Annotated in this window: 20 protein-coding genes; 8 read left to right on the top strand and 12 right to left on the bottom strand. The window is 39.2% G+C overall.

All coding sequences use genetic code 11. The annotated features are described in order from the left end of the window. Window positions 1–64 precede the first annotated feature (64 nt). Complete coding sequence (locus XEN7305_RS12970) at window positions 65–1000, top strand: class I SAM-dependent methyltransferase (RefSeq protein WP_006509897.1); 936 nt, start codon at window positions 65–67, stop codon at window positions 998–1000. A gap of 36 nt (window positions 1001–1036) precedes the next feature. On the opposite strand, the gene XEN7305_RS12965 is transcribed toward XEN7305_RS12970, so the two are convergent. From XEN7305_RS12965 to XEN7305_RS12915, 11 genes are all read right to left on the bottom strand, one after another. After that, a complete protein-coding gene (locus XEN7305_RS12965) occupies window positions 1037–1912 on the bottom strand; it encodes a proline/glycine betaine ABC transporter permease (protein WP_006509896.1) in 876 nt (291 codons plus the stop codon). Between the two features lie 113 nt (window positions 1913–2025). Further along, window positions 2026–3051: a glycine betaine/L-proline ABC transporter substrate-binding protein ProX gene (gene proX / locus XEN7305_RS12960; protein ID WP_006509895.1), complete on the bottom strand. Its 1026-nt coding sequence runs from the start codon at window positions 3049–3051 to the stop codon at window positions 2026–2028. Between the two features lie 32 nt (window positions 3052–3083). Then, window positions 3084–3923: a glycine betaine/L-proline ABC transporter ATP-binding protein gene (locus XEN7305_RS12955; protein ID WP_006509894.1), complete on the bottom strand. Its 840-nt coding sequence runs from the start codon at window positions 3921–3923 to the stop codon at window positions 3084–3086. Window positions 3924–3961: 38 nt separating this feature from the next. After that, a complete protein-coding gene (locus XEN7305_RS12950) occupies window positions 3962–5119 on the bottom strand; it encodes an amino acid ABC transporter permease (protein WP_006509893.1) in 1158 nt (385 codons plus the stop codon). Window positions 5120–5133: 14 nt separating this feature from the next. Further along, window positions 5134–6372 carry a bifunctional oligoribonuclease/PAP phosphatase NrnA gene (locus XEN7305_RS12945; protein ID WP_006509892.1) on the bottom strand — a complete coding sequence of 413 codons (1239 nt, stop codon included), beginning with the start codon at window positions 6370–6372 and terminating at the stop codon, window positions 5134–5136. 131 nt (window positions 6373–6503) lie between these two features. After that, window positions 6504–7001: an HNH endonuclease gene (locus tag XEN7305_RS12940; protein WP_006509891.1), complete on the bottom strand. Its 498-nt coding sequence runs from the start codon at window positions 6999–7001 to the stop codon at window positions 6504–6506. 123 nt (window positions 7002–7124) lie between these two features. Then, window positions 7125–10550, bottom strand: a complete 3426-nt coding sequence (locus tag XEN7305_RS12935) for a response regulator (protein ID WP_006509890.1) — start codon at window positions 10548–10550, stop codon at window positions 7125–7127. Window positions 10551–10618: 68 nt separating this feature from the next. Next, the gene (locus XEN7305_RS29760) at window positions 10619–13189 is read right to left on the bottom strand and encodes a methyl-accepting chemotaxis protein (RefSeq protein ID WP_006509889.1); all 2571 of its coding nucleotides are present in this window, start codon (window positions 13187–13189) and stop codon (window positions 10619–10621) included. 25 nt (window positions 13190–13214) lie between these two features. After that, a complete protein-coding gene (locus tag XEN7305_RS12925) occupies window positions 13215–13685 on the bottom strand; it encodes a chemotaxis protein CheW (protein ID WP_006509888.1) in 471 nt (156 codons plus the stop codon). 84 nt (window positions 13686–13769) lie between these two features. Beyond that, on the bottom strand, window positions 13770–14138 hold the full coding sequence (locus tag XEN7305_RS12920) for a PleD family two-component system response regulator (protein ID WP_006509887.1): 369 nt from the start codon (window positions 14136–14138) through the stop codon (window positions 13770–13772). A gap of 123 nt (window positions 14139–14261) precedes the next feature. Next, window positions 14262–15503 (bottom strand): response regulator, encoded by a 1242-nt coding sequence (locus tag XEN7305_RS12915; protein ID WP_006509886.1) that lies wholly within the window; start codon window positions 15501–15503, stop codon window positions 14262–14264. Between the two features lie 132 nt (window positions 15504–15635). Between XEN7305_RS12915 and XEN7305_RS29755 the strand changes: the two genes are divergently transcribed. From XEN7305_RS29755 to XEN7305_RS12895, 5 genes are all read left to right on the top strand, one after another. Then, window positions 15636–16451, top strand: a complete 816-nt coding sequence (locus tag XEN7305_RS29755; RefSeq protein ID WP_006509885.1) for a cobyrinate a,c-diamide synthase — start codon at window positions 15636–15638, stop codon at window positions 16449–16451. After that, on the top strand, window positions 16363–17067 hold the full coding sequence (locus XEN7305_RS29750; protein WP_369792510.1) for a hypothetical protein: 705 nt from the start codon (window positions 16363–16365) through the stop codon (window positions 17065–17067). Before XEN7305_RS29755 ends, XEN7305_RS29750 begins: the two co-directional genes overlap by 89 nt. Window positions 17068–17405: 338 nt before the next feature. Further along, entirely contained in the window at window positions 17406–18086 is a 681-nt protein-coding gene (locus XEN7305_RS12905) for a J domain-containing protein (protein WP_006509883.1), read from the top strand. Window positions 18087–18268: 182 nt separating this feature from the next. Beyond that, window positions 18269–19147, top strand: a complete 879-nt coding sequence (locus XEN7305_RS12900) for a 6-carboxytetrahydropterin synthase (protein ID WP_006509882.1) — start codon at window positions 18269–18271, stop codon at window positions 19145–19147. Between the two features lie 106 nt (window positions 19148–19253). Continuing rightward, window positions 19254–19661 carry a CAAD domain-containing protein gene (locus XEN7305_RS12895; protein WP_006509881.1) on the top strand — a complete coding sequence of 136 codons (408 nt, stop codon included), beginning with the start codon at window positions 19254–19256 and terminating at the stop codon, window positions 19659–19661. 120 nt (window positions 19662–19781) lie between these two features. Here the strand turns inward: XEN7305_RS12895 and XEN7305_RS12890 are convergent, their stop codons facing one another. Then, window positions 19782–21071 carry a hypothetical protein gene (locus XEN7305_RS12890; RefSeq protein WP_006509880.1) on the bottom strand — a complete coding sequence of 430 codons (1290 nt, stop codon included), beginning with the start codon at window positions 21069–21071 and terminating at the stop codon, window positions 19782–19784. A gap of 226 nt (window positions 21072–21297) precedes the next feature. Here XEN7305_RS12890 and dapB point away from each other — a divergent pair, with 226 nt between their 5' ends. Continuing rightward, complete coding sequence (gene dapB, locus XEN7305_RS12885; protein WP_006509879.1) at window positions 21298–22125, top strand: 4-hydroxy-tetrahydrodipicolinate reductase; 828 nt, start codon at window positions 21298–21300, stop codon at window positions 22123–22125. Between the two features lie 31 nt (window positions 22126–22156). Next, complete coding sequence (locus XEN7305_RS12880) at window positions 22157–22825, top strand: hypothetical protein (protein ID WP_006509878.1); 669 nt, start codon at window positions 22157–22159, stop codon at window positions 22823–22825. Window positions 22826–22858: the final 33 nt, after the last annotated feature.

Genomic DNA, 22858 nt, shown 5'->3' with positions numbered 1-22858 from the left:
CAAATCAGAGAAACTCTCAACATTAATTCATAATTGCGCAGTTTTAAGTAATTCGATTTCAAATATGACTGTCACTCTCAACAAAAAAACCTTAGGATTAGCTTCCCGTTTAGTCAATGGCATCCTGGCAATCAAGCCTTTAGCCGATTTTGCCAAAACCAGAGCCAGGAAAATGATGATAGATAGAGCAGAAGTTTTAGGTGTTCCCTGGCGTAAAAATGTTGACGAACTCAGTAAACGAGACTGGGATCTTGAATGGAACACAGTTGTCAATCCTCAACTTCAGCCTCCCGACTATTATCTGACTTCTTTTCATGCTTATCCAGAAGGTAATCTGAGCTGGAAAGCAGCTTGGGAAGTGGAGTCCGCCGCCTATGCGGTTCATGCCAAAATATGGCCTGAAGCAGGAGCTAAAGGGGATGCTGCGCTTCGGCAAAGTTATCACCAAGTCTTACAGGAGCAGTTGAGTTCACCTCCACAAACTATTGTTGATCTTGGCTGTGGCGTGGGTATGAGTACCTTGGCACTGCAAAATATTTATCCTCAAGCTCATCTGACCGGAGTCGATCTTTCGGCTTATTTTCTGGCAGTGGCTAGTTATCGAGCGTCCCAAGTTCAAAATAGCAGTCTCAATATTGATTGGCTTAATGTGGCAGCCGAGGACACAGGATTACCCGCTAATTCTTGCGATCTAGTTTCTGCTTGTTTGGTCTTCCATGAATTGCCTGCGATCGCGGCGAAGAAAATTATTACCGAAGCTCGCAGAATATTGCGCCCCGGTGGTCATTTAGCAATTATGGATATGAATCCGCGATCGGCAATATTTGCTAAGATGCCCCCTTATATTTTGACTCTTCTCAAAAGCACCGAACCTTATTTAGATCAATATTTTGACTTGGATCTGGCAGAAACTTTTGTCCAATCAGGATTTACTCGGCCTTTAATTACCAATAATAGTCCTCGGCATCGCACTATTATTGCTCGGCTCGCGCACGAATAGATTAAATACTTATTACTTATTACTCATTACTCATCATTACTTCCGCGCAGGTAAAGTCCGGCCCTGGGCGATCGCTTGGGTGATACGGTCCATCATAATTGCCAACAGCACAATTCCCAATCCGCCGATCGCTGCCAGGCCCACATCTAAACGGCCTACCCCCTGTAGTACCATCTGTCCCAAACCAGGTACCGCAATCATCGAGGTTACCACAGACATTGATAGCGCCATCAGAATAGCCTGATTGACTCCTGTTAAAATAGTGGGCATTGCTAAGGGAATTTGCGCTTCCCACAATAGTTGCCAAGGCGTTGACCCAAATGAGATCGCAGCTTCTATGACATCGGAGTCAACTTGTCTAATTCCCAAATTAGTCAGACGTATCAGCGGTGGGATGGCGAATATGATTGTCGCAATTACTCCAGGGACTTCTCCAATACCAAAAAGCATCACCACAGGTACCAAATAGACGAAGGAAGGTAATGTTTGCATGATATCGAGAAGCGGACGAATAACTCGATCAACTTGATCATTTTTTGCGGTCAGAATACCGATGGGAATACCCACAACTAGGCAGAATGCGATCGCTGTCACCACGAGAGCCAAAGAGACCATTGCTTGTTCCCAGATATCAACAAAACCAATTAAAAGTAAGGATAAGATGCTATAGATAGTAATTTTTTTACCTGCCAATTTCCACGCTAACAAACCAGTGATCATGATAAATATCAAGGGTGGAATCACAGTCAAAACCCATTCTATATTTTGTAATAACCAGCGAATTGGTAAGCCAATAGCTTGAAAAAAAGGACGAAAATTATCAACAATAAAGTTAATACTTTCAGTAATCCAATCATCAAGAGGAATTGTATACAGTTGGAAGGGATTTAAAATATTATCGATGGCAGCCATGGGTAACTAGTCACTTAAGGATTGAATTTAAAAACTTAACGAGTTGGGATTTGGGGCTTTAGGGGTTTGGGGAGTAATAAATAATAGCTGGATTTCCCTAGTTCCCTACATCCCTATTTCCCCAAGCGAGAACTATTACTCGCTTCTTCAAGCCAACTATCAAATAACTCTTGATTATTGGCGACCCATTCTTGAGCGTGACGACGAATATCTTCCGGCTTATTTTCGCCCTCTTGAATGCGGAGGCTTTCCTCATTAATGTCTTCAGCAGGGATTTGAACTAATTCAAACCAAATTTTCGCTTTGGGATTAGCTTCCAAAAATTTTCGATTAGCAACAATGCGTTGTTCGGTTTTGGGAAAACCATGATTTTTTCCTTTTACAGAAGTATCCTCTGCGGTGAGCTTCGCCATTTCTTCCGGTAAAGAAGTAAAGGGGACTTCTAACCAAACCACATCTTGATCTGGTTTTAAGACGGCACTAATCCAATGGGGATTATAGGCGTAGAAAATAATTGGCTCTCCTTGTTTGTAGCGAGTAATGCTGTTTGCCAGCAAAGCGGTATATTGCCCCCTGTCATGTTCTACCGTCTCTTGAAGTCCATAAGCTTCAAGATGATGATCAATGCTTAATTCGCAAGCCCAACCTGCGTTACAACCTACTAAATTTGCCTTCCCGTCGCCGTCAGAATCAAATAGCCTAGCAATTTCAGGGTCTTTTAATTTTTCAATATTGTCAATATTATACTGATCGGCTGTTTTTTTATCGATTTGATATCCCTGGAAACCATTGGGCGTCAGAAGACCGACTCCAACCAATTTAGTATCTCCTCCAGCATTGTTAAAAAAAGCTTCATGCCCAGGATTATAGTAAACAGTGCTATAGTCCAAATCTCCGTTGGCCACGGATATATAGATTGCTGGGTACTCAATTTCCTGAGGAGTTTCAACTTGATAACCAAGTTTTTCTAAGCCAATTCTGACAATTTCAGTTTGAAAATGTTCCTCTACCCAGCTACTGTGAGCAGTTCGTAGGGTAGTTGATTCCTGAGAATTTTCAGAAGATTCAGGTACTGACTGGCAAGCGATTAAGCCTGTGCACAAAAGAGCAGAAATTGCGACTAAACTAAATTTTGGCACTTGTTTTTGACGAGGATTCGTGGATAATTAACCTATTTTATGATATCCCTTGCATTGTAGATATCTTGGAGAAAGGCACGAATATAATCATTGGCCGGTTGGGTCATAATCATTTTTGGGGTGCCAATCTGCACAATTTTACCCTCTTTCATCACGGCAATGCGATCGCCAATTTTGAAAGCTTCGTAAATGTCATGACTAATAAAAATTATTGTTTTATGAAGTTCTTTTTGCAGATGGAGTAATTCCTCTTGCATTTCTCGTCGAATGAGGGGATCAAGGGCACTAAAAGGTTCATCCATCAGGAGTATTTCTGCATCTGTGGCTAGGGCCCGAGCCAAGCCAACTCTTTGTTGCATCCCGCCACTCAAAGAAGAGGGAAAATAATCTGTCCATTGCTCCAACCCAACTTTTTCCAAGGCTTCTATGGCTTTGTGACGACGTTTGACTTTGTCAATCCCCTGAACTTTTAACCCATATTCCACATTCTCTACCACAGTTTTATGGGGAAATAGCCCAAATTGTTGGAACACCATCGAGATTTTCTTTAAACGAAGCTCTCGCATTCTTGGCTCATTTACATGGGCAATATCTTCTCCATCAATATATATATGACCACTGGTCGGCTTGATCAAACGATTAATACAACGAACTAGAGTTGATTTACCCGAACCAGACAATCCCATAACGACAAACAATTCCCCTGGATTAATTTTGAGGGAAATATTCGCGATGCTGACAACCTGATTCGTCAATTCTAAAATGTCATCCCGGCTTTTCCCTTCTCGAAATAATTTGAGTGCTATACGGGGTTTATGACCATAGATTTTAATTAGGTTTTCCAGATGAATCTTGGGTGCCAAATTATTCATTAATTTTCTAGTTGGATTTTTCCCAGGATCTCATAACTTTATCTTTCTGGAATTTTCACCGATAAATTCAACCAATTCATCATGAGGGAAATAATTAAATTGATTATGAGATAAGTCAGCATCACAATGAGCAACATTTCTACAGATTTTGATGCTTGCTCGGAAATTGTAATGGCAACCGCGTAAATATCCTTGTAGGCGATCGCACTTGCCAAACTAGAATTTTTAGCTAAATTTAGAAATTCACTAGTCAAAGGCGGAATCATAACTCGTAGAGCTTGGGGAAAAATCACCAATTGCATCACAGAACCTGGTTTTAAGCCCAAAGCCTTAGCCGCTTCCCATTGCCCCTCGTTCACCGATTGAATGCCTGCTCTGACCACTTCCGCAATAAACGCTGAGGTATAGATACTTAAGCCAGTTAATAAGGCTAAAAATTCTAGGGATAGATTGACCCCACCAATAATTGATTGACCATCAAATTGCGGAATATTCCAATTGATCGCCAAAATAAAAATAACCACAGCTGCGATCGCATTTAACCATGATAAATTAACCCATATTCTTGCCGACTTTCCTGATTCGATAACCGCATTTCTTTTTTGCCACAAAATAATTGCCACAACAATTGCCGCAACAATAAATCCTAAGGCTAACCAAGTTTGCAATGTACCCCTAAACCAAGGAATATCCATACCGCGATTAGTCAGAAAAATTTTTCCGCCAATAGTTATTGGATCATCGATTTTTGGGAGATTCAAAAAAACCACAAAATACCAGAAAAATAATTGTAATAATAGGGGAATATTTCTAAAAGTCTCAATATAAACTGTGGCAATTTTGCGCACCAGCCAATTATCTGACAAGCGTCCAATTCCTATGGTTACCCCAAGGATTGTCGCTATAATAATCCCCAAAAACATCACCTGTAGTGAGTTAATCAATCCCACCAAAATTGCTTTAGCATAAGGATCAGTGGGACTGTAGGGAATAATCGGATTAGCGATGGGAAAAGATGCCGTACGGGAAAGAAAATTGAACCCAAAACTCAAGCCCAAGCGCTGAAAGTTATTAACTAAGTTGCTACCAAAAAAGAAGATGACAGCAATAAGAGCCGCCAAAACAGCTGACTGAACTAGGAAATTTCTGACTATGCTATTGCGCCACCAAGGAATTTTGTCCTGCTGCTTAACCACTTGTGCAATTTTGACTATAAAGTTAAATTATTATCCGGATTAACTAAACGAAGCAGCTTTTGTTGGATTTGCCGGTCAAACACTTCCCATTTCAACTTGGCATAACTGGAATTATCATTAAAACTGCCTAAAAATCCGATCGGAATTTCAAACCCACCAGCCATATAACGACCACCACCGAAAAACCTTCCCTGAGCATCTTTACCCAAAGCTTCTTTAATAAATTCATCAGGATCTAAAGTTATTTTGGCTGTTCTGAGGGAACCAATTACCAATTCAATGTCATTATCCTCATCATGAACGATTCCATAAACCACCGCAGTGTGAATATCTTCTTCGGTAACTAAAAAATCCGCCGCTTGAGGAATGGCATCGCGATCATCGTAACGTAAATAGCCGACGCCTGAAAGAGAGAAGTTATTCTTGATAATTCGATTGCTGAGAGCTCTTTCAATGACATCCATTACTCTACGAGAGCGAGCAGATTGTAAGACCGCATTGAGAAGTTGGGAATCGTAAAAACGACTCAGATAAGCAGCAGCTAAAAAATCTTCCTGTTGTGCCTGCATTAAACAATTAGTGTCGGAACGCAGCCCATGCATCAAAGCCGTAGCACATTGAGTATGCTGTTGATTACTACTATTAAAATTCAGCAGTCCCTGTTGGATATATTGAGTCAATATTGTCGCCGTAGCACGGGTTTGAGGTCGCAAGTCGATAAACTCAGCATCCAAATCATTTTGTTTGGCATGATGATCGATCACGACAATCAGAGGTATTTTGGCTTGTTCGACAACAGAGTACAATTGACTATTAGTCCCCTGACTATCTATCAAGACAGCTCCTTGGTAAATAGATAAATCTTCTTTTTTAAGTGATTCGGCGCTAATTCTCTTGATAGGCAAATTAGTGAGCTTAACCAAGGCGACATTTTCCTGATGGGAAAGGATACCTCCATAAACAATATCGCAGTCAATACTATGTTTTTCAGCGATTAGCTTATAGGCCCAAGCACTAGAAAGAGCATCAGGGTCGGGAAAATCTTGAATAACGACTATTTGACGCTCCCCTTGATGTTTTCCCAAAACGATTTGTAGTTTTTTAGTTATCAGGTCAAAATTTCCCTCTGTCTCAAGTTCTACAAACCCTTCTTCTTTTTTTGCGGAAGCATCAACTATACCCATAGCTGGCCTAGGATGATTTTTTTCCCGACGATTGTTTTTAGAAGTACTAGCAGATATATTAGAGGACATTTTAGATGGATGGTAATTTCCGAATTACCGAGATACAGGTATAAAATTTACAATACTTAGGATTTTTATATCTTACGAGTTTATCATGGGTTTTCCGGATTATGTGGTGATTTAATATCTCAAGATAATACCTAAATTCCGATCGCGTATTTCTTCCATTCTTGATTGCGATCGCCCTGAGTATGTTTAATCAACTCGAAATATAAACTACTGTGAGGTTTGCGAGGTTGACGAATCAAAGTCATTCTTGCTTCTTTAGGGGTACGGTTGCCTTTTCTGACATTACAACGAACACAGGCCGCCACCAGATTCTCCCAACTATCTTTTCCGCCACGAGAACGGGGCATGATATGGTCTAGGGTCAGTTGATCTCCTTTGAGTGTGCAGTATTGACAGCTATGGCGATCACGCTCTAGAATGTTGCGCCGGGTCAGGGGGATTTCCTTGTAAGGTATCCTCACATAGTAAAGCAGACGAATTACTGTCGGTAAAGGAAAATTCGAGTAGAGAAAATGATCCGTATATTCGAGTCGTTCAGCTTTGCCCTTTAATAGTAGCACAACCGCCCTTCGCCAACTAGTTATGTTTAGTGGCTCATAGGAGGCATTCAGCACTAGAACCTTACCCATGTTCCCAAAGAATGATGAATTTACACAGATATTAGCACAGACTACAAAATTGCACAGATAGCAAATGTGAGCAAACCATTAGAAATTGAAAAACTTATTACTTATTACTTACGCGCAGCAGCATTAGCTGATAAATGAGGAAATTGTAGTTAATAGTTCTTGAGGTTGCAGGGGTTTGCCGAGATAAGCATTTGCGCCCAAGTGCTCAGCTTTTTGTCGATGGCGATCGCCTGTTCTGGAGGTTACCATCACCACGGGAATTGTCTGACCCTCAGCATGGGTTTTGATTGCTTCTAATAGTTCAAATCCATTACGCCTGGGCATTTCGACATCAGAGATTACCACAGAAATTTTTTCATAATGAAGCGTAAATTGCTCTATTGCTTCTTGTCCATCACGACATAAGATAACATCACAACCGACAGAGATCAGGATTTTTTCGAGTAACTTGCGAGTAGCAACAGAATCTTCTGCCACCATAATAGTCGGTACTGTATTTTCGTCTTGACGGCTAGAGATCGCGGCAGGCTGAGCCGAAATTGCCTTTAAGTTAGATATTTCAAATCCTTGAGGTAAGATGACGGGGACAACTTCACCTGTACCTAAAATAGTACAGCCGGCGAGATAAGGCGGGATGGGAATCGTGTCATCAAAAGGTTTGACAATGAGATTCTCTGTGGAGACTAGGCCATCTACAGCGATCGCAAAATGACCAAAACTTCCCTCCAAAATAATTCCCACCTTGGGCTTGCCAACACTTAGGGGTTCTCTCGGACAAGGTAAAAGACTTGCGATCGAAGCTAGAGGAATCACTTGCTCTTGCCATATTAGAGTAGGATTTTCGTGATCGATAATTGGCAATTCTCCGTAAAGTAAGGTTTCTCGAATACTACTATTGGGAATAGCAACCATTCGATTCTGCAATTGCACTAGCAGCACGGAGACTAAACTAATATTTAGCGGTAATTTCAGAATAAAGGTCGTACCAAAATTTAATTTGGTGTCGATATCTAAACTACCTCGTAATTTGAGAATTTGACTGCGAACAATATCCATTCCCATGCCTCGACCAGAAATTTCACTTACCTGATCGGCGGTGGAAAAATCCGGTTGAAAAATCCAAGTCAGCATCTCTTTGCGCGATAATTGCTCAAATTCAAGATCAGCATCACAAATACCCTTATTGATGGCTTTTTCGTGAACTTTGCTTAAGTTGATTCCTCGACCATCATCCTGTAAAGAGATGTCTAATTGATTATTTTTAATTACGGCTTGCAACAAAATATGAGCTATTTCCGACTTCCCATTGGCAATGCGCTCTTCCGTCGATTCAATCCCATGATCAAAGGCATTATTTAATAAATGAGTCAAAGGAGTTTGCAACTGTTCCAATAATATTTGGTCAATTAGGGTATCTTCACCTTGAATCTCTAAAACCACTGATTTGTTGTAGCGACGATTGAGCGATTGAATTTGAGGAATAAACCTTTTTGCCAGAGCTTTGAAGGGGACGAGACGAGATTCTGTGACATTCTCATAAAGACCACCCAGATTCTTTTTAACCTGTTCCAAATTTTCAAAAGAATTACGATTAATTAACTCAATATCTCGACGGGTCTCTTGAATTTGCAGCATCAATTCTTGGAAGGATTGCAAACTACTATGAAGTTCAGTGTAACGATCTAATTCTAGAGAGTCAAACTCGCGAGCTTGTGTTTGGTGGGTTTTATGCTCTCGGTTCGGGTTAGATGAGATGAATCGATTCGAGGAATGGGAAAATGAAGAGAAACTTCTGCCTGCTTTGACCGTGCCAAATTCTGAATTAATAGCTAATTGATTATAGAAATTTTGCACTTGTTCGCGGATTGGCTCAAATTGACTATTAAGCTTTTGGAGTCTTTTTTGAGCTTGCTGCAATTGTTTTTGCCCCAAATTGAGTCGAGATTCAATGATTATTAACTCCTCAACATTATTGGTCATATTCTCTATATTTTGCAGCGGAATTCTCAGTTGAATTTTAGGTTTGTTGCGGGTATTGGCCAAATCTGATTGATTAAATTTAAAGATTGCCGAAGGGGTATCGGCATCATCTGATTCTGGGAAAAACTCATCTCCTGGGGTTTTCGGCTCTTCTCCAGTGAGTTCTTGAAGATATCTAGCTTTCTGCGATCGCAATTCGCTAATGACTTCTTTAGCGAGGAATAGAACTTGAAATGGCGGAAAAATCTCTAAAACCTCTTCTAGGTTAGAAATTTTGGCAGCAATCCAGGGTAAATCCAAAGTCTCACTTAAGAATAAGCATTTTTCGTGAAAATCAGCCAAAAAATCGACAATCGCATCTTCGGGCAAATTTTCACTCAACTCTTCTATTACCGAAAATGCGGCTTCAAGCTCTCCATTCAAAGCATTGATGACAAAGTCATGATTTTGAACCTCATTCTGCTCTGTTGCTAATTCAAGGTCTCCAGTTGCTGTCGAACTAGTTAAAAATAAATCTCGTTGCTCCCGTATTTCTGTAATAATCCCTTTCGTTATCTCTAATGCCCCAACAGCGTCCATATCCGAAGTGAGATTTTGAGCGATAGAGATGGTTTCTTCTAACCAAGAGACATTCAAGGTTTCGCTTAAAAATAAGCATTCGTCATAAAAGTTAGCTAAACCTTGAGAAATAATCTCCTCTGGAAAATCTTCAGCCAACTCTTCTATCTCTAGGAGTTGACGTTCAAGATCTTCATTCAAAGCATTAACAACAAAATTATTGTTTTGAACCTCATTTTGCTCTATTGCTAATTCAAAATCTGCAGACTCAGTTGAATTCGTTAAATATAAATCTCTTTGATTTCGTATTTCTGGGATAATTTGCTTTGTTCCCAACAAAGCCTCAGCAACACTCATTTCAGATATGAGTGTTTGAGCGACAGAGATGATTTCTGCTAACCAAGAGACATTCAAAGTTTCGCTTAAAAATAAGCATTCGTCGTAAAAACTGGCTAAAACTTGAAGGATCATCTCCTCGGGTAAATCCTCATCCAACTCGTCGATCTCTAGTAGTTGGGTCTCTAAATCTTCATTTAAAGTTTTAATGACAAGATCATTGACTTGGTTTTGCCGGTGAATTGGTTGATCTTGAGGTTCGACTCTTTGTGAATTAAGCTGATTAAAAGCATCCAAATCAAGGATTAATGTAGGGCTAACTGCTACTTCAGGAACTGTTCTGGCTTGAGTTAACACAAAGGATGTTTCGTCGATCACCTGGGAAACTAAATCCCAACCCAAATCAATACTAGTAATCTCACCTTGTTCTAATAATTTAAGTACATCCTCTAGTTTATGAGCCAGTTCTTGCAAACTGGGGATCCCCGCTAACCCAGCTCCACCCTTGAGAGAATGAGCGGCTCGTAATAATGAGGTAAAGTCGGGGGAGTTAGCCTGTTGTTGTAAACCCTCAATTAGTGTTTGAAGATATTCTGGAGCATCTTCATCGAGAAAACATTGACGGGCTTCTTGAGTAATACTAGCAAGAACAGCGGGGTCTAATTGGAAGCTCATAAGTAGCTCTACAGGATAAATTGCCTAGTTTCAATAAATTCGAAATTTGCGGTTTGAGATTTGATTTTTTAGGTTCTGGCTTCTACACGGAACTGGGAAACAGATAGCCTCAGCATTTCCGCTTCTTTGACCAATTCTTGTAGGGAGCGGGCCACCTCTTTTGCTTCTGTTGAAGTATTTTCTGTAATACCTGCCACATCAACCATTTTTAGGTTAACGTCTTGAGAAGATTGACTTTGCTCGGTTGTATTAGAGGAGATGAATTGTAATTGCTCGTCAATCTGTTCGCTAATCGCCACAATACTATTGAGAGTTAGTTTTGTTTTATGGACAAGATCAGTGCCATGAACGACTTGGGCATTACCCTGCTCCATAGCTTGCAACACTTCTGCAGTTTCTTTTTGAATATTGGTGACCAAATGTTGAATATCCTTAGTCGATTCGGTGACTCGATCTGCTAGCCCCCTTACTTCTTCCGCGACAATGCGGAAACCTTCTCCATGCTCTCCCGCGCGCGAAGCTTCAATCGAAGCATTAAATGCGAGCAAGTTAGTTTTTTCGGATATTCCTGAAATAATTTCGACAATTTGGGCGATTTCCTGAGAGGATTCGGCTAGTTGTTTAACTTTTTTCGTTGTTCCTGCGACAGTAGTCCTAATATTTTCAATACTTTCTACAGTTTGCTCGACAATCCAATCGCCTTTTTGGGCTTTGTTGCGAGCGACCCTAGCAATTTTGGCAGCTTTTTGAGTGGAGCCATCTACTTCTTGAATAGAATTATTAATCTGGGAAATCTTATTGAGGGTCACGTTAATGACACCTACTTGATCTCCTGCTTTAGTCGATAGCTGATTGATCGAATTTTCACTATTTTGGGAGAGTTCATTAACTTCATTGGAAACCTTTTGCACTTTCAACACCAAGTCTCTTAAGTTACTAATCGTAGAGTTGAATGCATCGGCAATAGAACCAACCACCCCTTCTGTCATCGGAGCTTTAACAGTTAAATCTCCTTGTTGCGCGCCTTCAATTTGCAGCAGCAGACTCATCACTTCTTGTTGAAGGCTTTCTTTGGCCTGACGTTGTTGCTCAGTTTCTAATTGTTGTTCCTCAGAAATTCTCATTAATTCTGTTTCTGAGGCCACAATGCTATCAGCCATGCGATTAAAAGTCTGAGTTAATCGACCAACCTCATCCTGACTTTTTACTTTAGCTCTCACATTGCGATCTCCAGAAGCAAAGTCTTGAGCCATGCGCTGCAGCTTCTCAATCGGTTGGGAGATCTCATTGCCTAAATAATTTGCGATCGCGCCGCTAATAGCAACTACTACGAGTAAGACAAGACCTTGGATAGCTAAACTGTTGAAGATCAACGCATTGAGGCTATCATGAGCTGTACCTCTGACCAGAACAGCGATCGGTCTTCCAGCATAATTTGAGATAGATTGAGCGGCTAAGGTATGAGTTTTGCCATTAATTTTGCTGATTCCTGTAACCATCTCATTACTGGCTGCGGCCTGCTCAATCAGTGAAATATCAGAAATCAATTGTGATTGAACTTTGCCATTTTTTGCTTGCACTAGAGAAACTGCCGGCTTAAATTTACCATCGGAGTCAATCTGATAAACTCCACTATAACCACCTTTAAATGATTCTAATGTTTTGGCCACAATAGGGGATTTGACAATATCGCCAGAAATCAAGGCTCCAAGTTTGATTCCTCCATCATCCTTTACTGGAGTAACAGTATAACGGACTAACAAAATATCTTCTTTACTAGTGGTACTTTGTTTTTCCTTTAAAATTAATTCTGCAAAACGGGGACTTTCCGCAAAAAGATCCTGATAAGAAATAACTTCTGTACTTTTAATCTGACGATCATTTTTCAATGCTTGAGTTACTAACCCTTGGGGGTCAAATTTTTCTCCATAACGAGCTAGCCCAGCATTACTGATTATTTTAGCATTCTCATCTACTAAAGTTGCGAATTCAATTTGTCTTTTCCAAGTCTCTCGAATCAAAACCAATTTAGCAGCAGAACTCGGTTGTTTATTAGTTGCGGCATCAATTAAAATTTTATTGTCGGCCTGACCTGCAAAACCAAATCCCATTTGGTTAATTTTAATTCCATAGTTAATTTTCGCAACTTCTAACTCAGAACTGGCCTGTTGCAACAACTGATTTCTTCCTGTATTAATAATCAGCAAAGCACCTATACCGACAACTCCCAATACGGAGAATAATTGGGTAGCAAGCACTGTTGTAAACTGTTTACGCCGAATTGGCAAATCGTAGAAAAAATTTAGTAATTCTGGGCGATTAGGTTTCGATTGGGCAATGGGATTTTCTACATTAATAATTGTAGGATCTTCCCCAATAATTTCTCCAACATTTGCCGTGATAAATTCTGAAGAGACATCGGAAATATCATTTAAATTATCAAGAGCTTGTTGCGCAACATTTCCATAGGGACCACCTTGATCCAACTCAACAATTTCCTGATAGGCTGCAATTGCTTCAGCAATATTCCCTTCTTGCTCTAAGCTATTGGCAACAATGACCTTTTCAACAATATTAAGATCAACATTTTTATTATTACTAACTGCGTAATTATCAGAAGAAGATTGACTATTAGACATGATATTTATCTTTAAAAAATAGTAATTATATAGACAACAAGGATTGCTGTGATAATTGTTCTAATAAAATTTCTGTATTAACAAGGTTAATCACTTTTTCATTTTGTTGAATAACTGCATCACATATATTCTGCAATCTTGGAAAATCAGTCGAGAAAGATAATTGCTCTTGATTTGAATTCAGCTCGACAACGCCTTCCAAACTTTCAACAATTAAAGCTACTTTTTTCTGGATATTTTCCATTGAGTAATTTACAATTAATGCAGTCTGTTCCGATTTTGTTTTTAGCTCATTTTTACTAGGATCACACAACTTCTCTATGTCCAAAATCCACAACAAAGAACTTTTATAGTTAATAACTCCCAGCCAAAAATCTTCTATCCCAGGAATCACGCAAATATCTGTTGCTTGGAATTGAATTAGCTTATCTACATGTTCCAAAGATAGCCCTAAGTAAATATTGTTAGAAAGTCCGGCACAAAAATATTCTTGCATTATTTCAGAAGATAAATACTCAATAATAATAATCTCTAAAATGTAAAAACTAAAATAAGATTAACTGCTATCTAATTTTCCAGATCAGACTACATGTTGAGCTACAGCTTCAATTAGCTTTTGTGGAGCATAAGGCTTGGTAATATATTCATTACCACCTTGTCTTAAAGCCCAAAAACGGTCAAAATCTTCTGATTTTGAGCTACAAAACAGAATAGGAATATCTTTCCATTGCTCGTGATCACGAATTTTACGGCAGAGATCTAAACCACTTTCTCCTGGCATAACGATATCTAACAAAATTAAGTTAGGAATAGAATTTTCCTCTAGCCATTTCCAAGCAGATTCTGCACTATCAGTTATAGCTACAGTAAATCCTGCATGAGTCAATAATGCCGAAATCATTTGTTGTTCAGCATGAGTATCTTCAACAATCAGTATCTTTTTTGCCATTTTCCGATGAAACTCCTAATAGAATTTATTAGTATTTTATGTAAGTAATCAGTATATTCTCTATTCTTCCCAAAATGATTAGCTAGCTAACAGATAAGAGATTCATTAATAATGGCCAATTTATCAATGGTTAATTACAAATAAGGTATTTTTTCGTACCATATTGATCAAATCCTGAGGATCAAAAGGCTTAGTTAAATATTTATCTGCCCCTACCAATTTTGCTCGCATACGATCAATAATTCCATCCCTACCTGTCAACATAATTATGGGCACATCATGAAACTTTTGAGAACGCTTTAACATACTACATAAGTCATACCCATTAATATCAGGCATATTAATATCCATTAAAATTAGAACTGGCATATTACGAGACAGTTCCCTTAGCGCATTGGTTGCATCAATCACGCTAATCACTCGATAACCGACCGGCTGCAAAGTCATTTTAACTTGCGTTTGCACTGTCTTACTATCATCAATACAAGCTATAATAGGAAGTCTTCTTTTTGTTACTTTATCTTGAGATTTTGCTATATTTTTTTTCGGTATAGATGGATGTTCAACTTGATTTTTTTGTTTGCGAACAGACTTATTCGGAGTAAATTTAGAGGTAGACTTAGTTACTTTTCTATTATTACGAGGTGCTGTTTTAATTAATCCTTGTTCAAGAAAAGTCTGTAAATATTTAGCCATCGTTAAATAATCAATATTTAACCTTGAAGCTAAATCGTATAAACAAATTTTCTCGAATAAAGGATTGACAAAGTCTGATAATTTTTGGGCTTCGGCAAAAGCGGAGAAATCCGAATTATTCTGAGTTATCTTTTTCCAAGATTTATAAAAATCAAACGCTTGATTTTGGGCCAAATAGAGCAAAGATAAAGGAGAATCAAGATAAGTTCTAACTTTTCTCCAAGAATCAATATACTCTTTTTGAACTAGTGTTTGCCAAGTAAAGTTCGGCATAGTAGCACCAGAAATACATTCATCAGTAATAATAATAGATGCTTGCTCAATAGTTAAAACCTGGTTTAAGGCTTCTTTAGATAATTCCAATAAAAGCTGCTTCAATTCTGTTTCTGGTAAATCTTGTTCGGCACTCCATTGACACAATTGTTGATAGTCTATTTTGTTGTTGGTAAATTGGGGGAAAGCTAATTTTGTTTGCGTTATCTGCCACAAATAAGTTAATCTTTCCTTCTGCGCTACAGTACTAGTCGCATATTGTATGTTTCCGCCTTGCAAATAAATTTTCCACCCCACAGAAATATCTTTTGCTTCGGGAATCATTAAACAACCAGACCAGCCTTGTTGTGATTTTTCTTCTAAAATTTGACTTAGACTCTTGAGGTGATTATTCATGAAACTCAGATGAATACTAATTTATATCGGGAGTGCTTAGTCTATATTTCCCAAAAAGATTGTAGAAATCGCACTTGCTCTTGCTCATAAATATTTCAATTTTTCCGTTAATATTATTGTCTTTATGTCTTTATGTCTTTAATCATTGCAGGAGGGCGTTCTGGAGTAGGAAAGACTACTATCACTCTGGCCTTACTTGCCTTTTTATCTCAACAAAAAAAAACCATTCAATCTTTCAAGGTCGGGCCTGACTATATAGATCCGATGTTTCATCAGGCTTTGACCGGAGTTGCTGCTCGTAACCTCGATCCTGTTTTGACTTCTCCTGAATATGTGAAATCTTGTTTTGGACGTTATAGCCAGGGTTCAGAATATATTCTAATAGAAGGAGTTATGGGATTGTTTGATGGGATAGAATTTCCCCTCTCCCGCATTCAAGACTGCGACTCCAGGCCAATTGGCAATTATGCCAGTACAGCCTATATTTCACGACTGCTCAATATTCCAGTTTTACTTGTTTTAGATTGTGCCAGCTTATCTGGTTCGATTGCTGCGATCGCCTATGGTTACGCTAATCTAGACCCTCAATTACAAATTGCTGGGTTGGTACTAAATCGAGTAGGTAGCGATCGCCATTTGGAGTTATTAGAAAACGCCTTGAGACCACTTAATATACCGATAGTAGGGGTATTACGTCGGGTTGATAAAATAACCATTCCCGATCGCCATCTGGGGCTAATTCCCACCGCCGAACTCCCTCAACTAGCAGCAATATTTGACCATCTTGCTCATATCGGGAAAACTTGTTTTGACTGGGAAAAATTACTTCCTCTGCTGAAGAAATCACAAGTCATCTCCAATCCATTACCCATTACCCATTACCCATTACCCATTACCCATTACCCATTACCCATTAAAAATCGCGATCGCCCGCGATCACGCTTTTAGCTTTTACTATCAAGATAATTTAGATATTTTTAAGGAGTTAGGGGCCGAAATCCTTTACTGGAGCCCGCTGCGAGATGAAACCTTGCCAGCCGATGTGACGGGCCTATATTTTGGCGGCGGTTTTCCAGAAATATTTGCCGAAGAATTAGCCGCTAATTTGCCAATACTCCAAAAAATTTCTCAGGTTATTGCTTCTGGTATACCTGTTTATGCTGAATGTGGGGGGTTGATGTATCTATGCAATCGCTTAGTTGATTTAAATCAAAAGTCCTGGCCAATGGTCGGGGCAATTCCTGCTACGACAAAGATGATGCCTCGTTTAACTCTTGGTTATCGTCAGGCTAGCCCCTTACAATCTACTGTTCTATTGAACAAAACCCAACAAAATCACAAGTCACTCTGGGGACATGAATTTCATCGTTCTCAAATTACTCCTCATTCTGAGCAACCCATCTGGGAAATGAAAGGAGCTAGTCCCCATAGCCCAACAATCTATGATGGTTGGCAAATCAACCAAATACATGCGTCTTACCTCCATCTTCATTTTGGGGAATATAAATTTTTACTTAAAAACTTTCTTCAGCGTTGCCAGAACTATCGAGATCAGTTAGCATGAGCTTGGACTTGAAAATATTAAAACATACCGTTTAGGGATATAGGAGGTGATGCCCATGATTGAAAGTAGTAGTAGTATGATGGGTCTTCTGGTTGATCATAGTCGGCTGTGCGCCGGAGCTGTTCTGTAGAACAACAGCTTGTAACCTTCTGCAAGAAGTACGGAACTAGCTAGTCTGTTCAAGTTCCTTCCGGCAGTCAGATTTCGACCAAGAGATCCTAACTAGACCGCCCTCACATCATGATATTTTATTTGGTAAGCTCGTTCTTACTGGGTAACCTATCTGGAGTGGGGGCGGATAGTTTTAGGGATATCAACCATGTTTTTCGAAGTTAGTTATGAGCTATTATCAAGTACTCCAAGTTCACTCCCAGGCAACGCAGCAAGAAATTAAACAATCCTATCGGCGCTTAGCCAAATTATTCCACCCAGATACGCAAACTTCAAGTGCCAATAACCAAAAAATCATCGAGCTCAACAAGGCATACGAAGTGCTCAGCAACCCGAAAAATCGTCGCCAATACGATTATGAAATGCAGTCGGGGATGAATGGGCAATTCATTAGTGATACTCAAGAAAGAACAGCCCAAGCCACTCGACAATACCATCATTATCGTCGCACAAAAGGGTCAGAAGGCTTAAGTTATCAAGAATGGATGCAAAAAGTGTATCATCCTAGCGATCGCTTGATTTGTCAAATTATTCAGCCCCTCACCTCAGAAATCGAAAATTTAGCAGCAGATCCTTTTGATGATCAATTACTTGAAGATTTCCAACAATATCTCGAAGAATGTGGTCAATATTTACAATTATTGCAACAAAAGTTTTCTGCCTACCCCAATCCTCCTCAACTAGCTAATGTTGCGGCCAATCTTTACTACTGTCTTAATCATCTTGGTGATGGCATTAAAGAGCTAGAATGGTTCACCCTCAACTACGATGAGCATTATCTGCATACTGGTCAGGAAATTTTTAGAATTGCCGAAAGACTAAGATACGAAGCCAGCTCCCAATTCTAAAGATACTCCGATTTCAATCAAAAATAACTCTTTTAAGCTTAAAATATAACACCTAAAACCCAACACCTAAAACCTAACACCAATCTTGACGAGTAAATAAATTACCAAGTCGTGTAAATTAGTTTATCCTAGAATAAGTAACTTTACATATCGTTACGTTTGACCGTACTAATTTTTTATTCATGAAATGTATTATTAATCGTCGAGCTGAGTTTTCCGCGAGTCACCGCTATTGCTTGAGCGAATTAACCTCAGCCGAAAATATTCAGCTTTTTGGTGATGGAAGCCGTTTTCCCGGCCATGGACATAACTATGAACTCTATGTATCTCTTGAAGGGGAGCTTGATGATTACGGCATGGTGGAGAATTTATCTACCGTCAAAAAAGTCATCAAACAAGAAGTTACTAGTCAACTTAATTATTCTCACCTAAACGATGCTTGGCCAGAGTTTCAAGAAACTCTTCCCACAACAGAGAATATTGCCAGAATTATTTGGCAGAAGCTAGAACCTCACTTATCTCTAGTGAATATTAAACTTTATGAACATCCCAAACTCTGGGCAGATTATCAAGGAAAAAATATGGAAGCATCTTTAACCGTTAAAACTCACTTTAGTGCTGCGCATCGTTTGGCATCACCGCAACTCAGTTTAGAGGAAAATACCGAAATTTATGGCAAATGCGCCCGACCTCATGGCCATGGACATAATTATCATTTGGAAGTCAGTGTTGTGGGAAAAATCGACTCTCGCACAGGAATGTTAGTCGATCTTGGGGCGTTGCAACAAGTAATCGATGATTATGTAGTAGAGCCTTTCGATCATACATTTCTTAATAAAGATATTCCTTATTTCGCCCAAGTGGTTCCCACTGCCGAGAATATCGCACTGCACATTGCCAATTTGCTGAGCTCACCAATTCAGAGTTTAGGAGCTGAATTAGATAAGGTGAAGTTAATTGAAAGCCCCAACAACTCCTGTGAAATTTACTGTCGCTTGGGAGGATCGCAGAATTCTAATAATACTCTTACGAAAGAGCTAGAACCAGCTATCTCAATTTAAATTGAGAAGACAAGATCTTTTTTGTTATCTAATAAATTATTGTTTATGTTGTACAAAGGATTATACAGATAGCAAAATACCCAATATCATAATAGGAGTGATTTAAATGGAATCTCAAGAAACAACTACCGCAACCCCAGTTGGTTTAAGTACGGAGACACCTGGAGCAATTACTAACCCGTCTCCAGCCGACCAGCCAGCACAACAATGGGTAGATATGGGTAAGGATTTCTTAACAAAAGTAGTTGATTACATATCAGAATTTATATCTGACAATGAAAAGCTGTTGCTTAACTTACTCTTATTCTTCCTTGCGATCGTAGCAGTCAGAGTTATTTTAGCTGTTTTAGCTGCCATTAACGATTTTCCCCTGTTATCGCCTTTATTTGAGTTGATTGGACTGGGTTATACATCCTGGTTTGTTTATCGTTATCTTTGGAAAGAATCTAGCCGCAAAGAATTAAAAGACGAGATTGAAGTGCTCAAATCTCAAGTTATGGGCAGAAACGTCTAGAACAGCTAGCCTTGAAGCAATATTTAAGATTCTGTAGGCAGTAACTTTAAAGATTGCTTCTTCCTAACGATTAATCATTTTTGATTTACTAAAGAAATCCCCAAGAAGTTTTTCTGGGGATTATTTTTGTTGTTTGATCAATTGGAATTGACGCTCAATTTGACGATAAATGGCCTCCAATCGACTAAAGTCCCCTAAGTTGTCGTCATTGCTACACATTCTGATTTTTCTCAAGGTTTTCTCCATTTTCTCAGCAAAATAGATTGCTTGTTCTAGGCTTTTCTCTACTTGCCTTTGTTCATAGAATTCTAGGGCTTGACCTCTTAAAACTTGAATTGTAATCTCATCACCAGATTGGCCAACTAAAAACTGCAAAAGAAGTAAAACCCTTTCATTATTATAAATTCTTTCCATAACAATTTTTTTAGGTTTTTTTAATTTGCCTAAAGGCTGTTTACCCAAGGTTTTAATTTCTCGAATAACTTCTTCAAAAACATCTAATTTAACTTCATCTAAGGATAATTGGATTATGCCATCGCGACTCCAGATGATCCGCCCATGGTTAGAATATCTTTCTAAAAAAAGTCTTCCAATACCTTTATCAAGAATTTTGGCGAATAGCTCTTGCCATAGTTGTTTTGCTTCCAGCTTAAGAAAGCTATCCACTGATTCTTGAGTATTTTCTGATTTTGACCCCATCTTCAGAGGAGCAGTTGATTCTTGCCCATTTTCAATAATGGGCTTAGCAATTGATTCTTTGGCACTCTCTATAATAGGCTTAGCGATTGATTCTTTAGTGCTTTCTATTTCTGGAGCCAACGGTAGATTTTGAATTTGAGGCTCAGAGGCAATAATTTGGGGCTGTTGAGGTTGATTATTTCCCGAGTTTTTCTCAGCATCGACGATTAAAGTGGCTCGCTCATGAAGATTAGAAGAGCGAAGAGTTTGTTGTTTTTCCTCTGGGATTTCGCTTAAAGTCATAGAAGCATCTAAAGAACCTTGAGGTGGCGATGCTTGAAACATTTGCTCGTCAATCATAGTTTCTTTAGACCTATCCTGACTAGCTTGGTTTTTCTGATTTTTTTGATGACCAGGAACTAAACTACTCTTTTTTAGATATGCAGCCAATATAAGTTGATGTTCCTGGGGATCCATCAATTGAATTTCCAAAGAATAATTGAGAGATGCGGCGATGGGGCGAATAAAGTTCAAGGCGATTTTATCCTTGGTGTTAATCATGCCTACTGTAAGGTGATTATTGTCTAATTCCAAGGGCAAAACTTGATAGTGAAGACAACATTCCAAAGAAACAACCGAGTCAATCAGTCTGAATACAACTTCTTGGTTATTGGTAATCTTAGGCGAAGAAGTCTGCTGTGATGGATTGGATGAATCTTTGTATTGGGTCATTACAATAACTACACCATTAGTTGACTATGCTTAAATATCAAATATATCCATGTATTAAAGAAAATTCGTGTGTATCACAATTTTCATGGGATCTTCTAGACTTAAGTTACCCAAATAAGTTGACAAATTTAGCAAAGCTAAGTTTTAAAATCATTTGCCGTATTTTTGTAATTTATAGTCAAGACAAGATACAATTCCCCACAGTGTTTTGAAGGATTTGTAACCAATGAGTGATCAATCTCTCATCCCAGTAGTAGTTAATGGCGCTGCGGGAAAAATGGGGCGCGAAGTGATTAAGGCCGTAGCTTCTGCTAAGGATCTGATGTTAGTCGGGGCGGTGGATAATAATCCTCATCTCTTGGGGCAAGATGTCGGAGAGGTTGCTGGTTGTGGAGCGTTAGAAGTTCCTATTCTCAATGATTTACAAAGTGTTTTGGTCTTGGCGACTCAAGAAGCTATTCAAGGGGTGATGGTGGACTTTACCCATCCTGATTCGGTATATGAGAACGTGCGCAGCGCGATCGCATATGGGGTTCGTCCTGTCGTGGGAACAACAGGGTTAAGTGATGAACAATTAGAAGATTTATCGGAATTCGCCGACAAAGCTAGCACAGGAGCTTTAGTAATTCCTAATTTTTCTATTGGTATGGTTTTATTGCAACAAGCAGCCCTCAAAGCTGCCGAATATTTTGACCATGTCGAAATTATTGAGTTACATCACAACCAAAAAGCTGATGCTCCCAGTGGCACCGCCATTAAAACGGCGCAAATGCTGGCAAAAGTAGGGAAAACTTACAATCCACAATTGGTAAGCGAAACTGAACATCTGGCTGGAGCTCGGGGAAGTTTGGCAGAAGAAAATATTCGGATTCATAGTGTGCGCTTGCCAGGGCTAATTGCTCACCAAGAAGTTATTTTTGGCGCGACTGGACAGATTTATACTCTCCGCCATGACACAAGCGATCGCTCTTGCTATATGCCTGGTGTGCTCCTATGTATTAGGCAAGTGACGGAAATGACGTCTCTGGTTTATGGTTTAGAAAATATCTTGTAGTTAAGTATTTTTTAATTTCTATTGAATTTTCATGTTAAGACCTATAACTCGCGACAAGTTTGAGCAATTAATCCCCACTATTGCCACATCGGCACAGTATGCCCATTATTGGGGTGAATGGAAGGATTTGCTCAATCGTTTGCTGATTTCAGTTGTCGCTTTGGTGGTGGTCTTCCTTTTGGGTTTAGCTTTGGGACAATCTGCTGAAGGATTAGTGTTACTCATTGCAGTAATCTCTGGGTTGTATTGGTTATGGGGCCCTGTTTATTGGGCTAGTATACGGAATAGGACAATTCGTAGGTTTAGGTATAGTGGTTTTTGGCAAGGACAAGTTTTGGATGTTTTTGTCACGGAAGAGTTAATCAGTGAAGAAGAAAGCTTTAATGAACAAGGGGAATTAATAATTGTTGAAAATCGAGAACGACGTATTAATTTGATTGTTGGAGATCAAACAGGATTTCAAATGACGATTCAGGCTCCGCTACAACGTCTTCATCAAATGATTAAAACAGGCCAGGTTGCGGAATTACTTGTGATGTCTAATCGTCCTGATCTTTCTACAATTGACAAAGTTAGTGATGTTTACCTGCCTGGTCAAAATCTTTGGGTTGGCAAATATCCTTGGTTACAGCGAGATGTCTTTGTGGAAGTAAGTCGGGAATTAGGGAAATATTCTCGTTCAAGATATTCTAGGTATTGAACATTAAACATTAAACATTAAACATTAAACATT

Source organism: Xenococcus sp. PCC 7305 (assembly GCF_000332055.1).
In the GTDB taxonomy this organism is placed as follows: Bacteria; Cyanobacteriota; Cyanobacteriia; order Cyanobacteriales; family Xenococcaceae; genus Xenococcus.
This window is presented reverse-complemented; position numbering and strand designations above follow the sequence as displayed.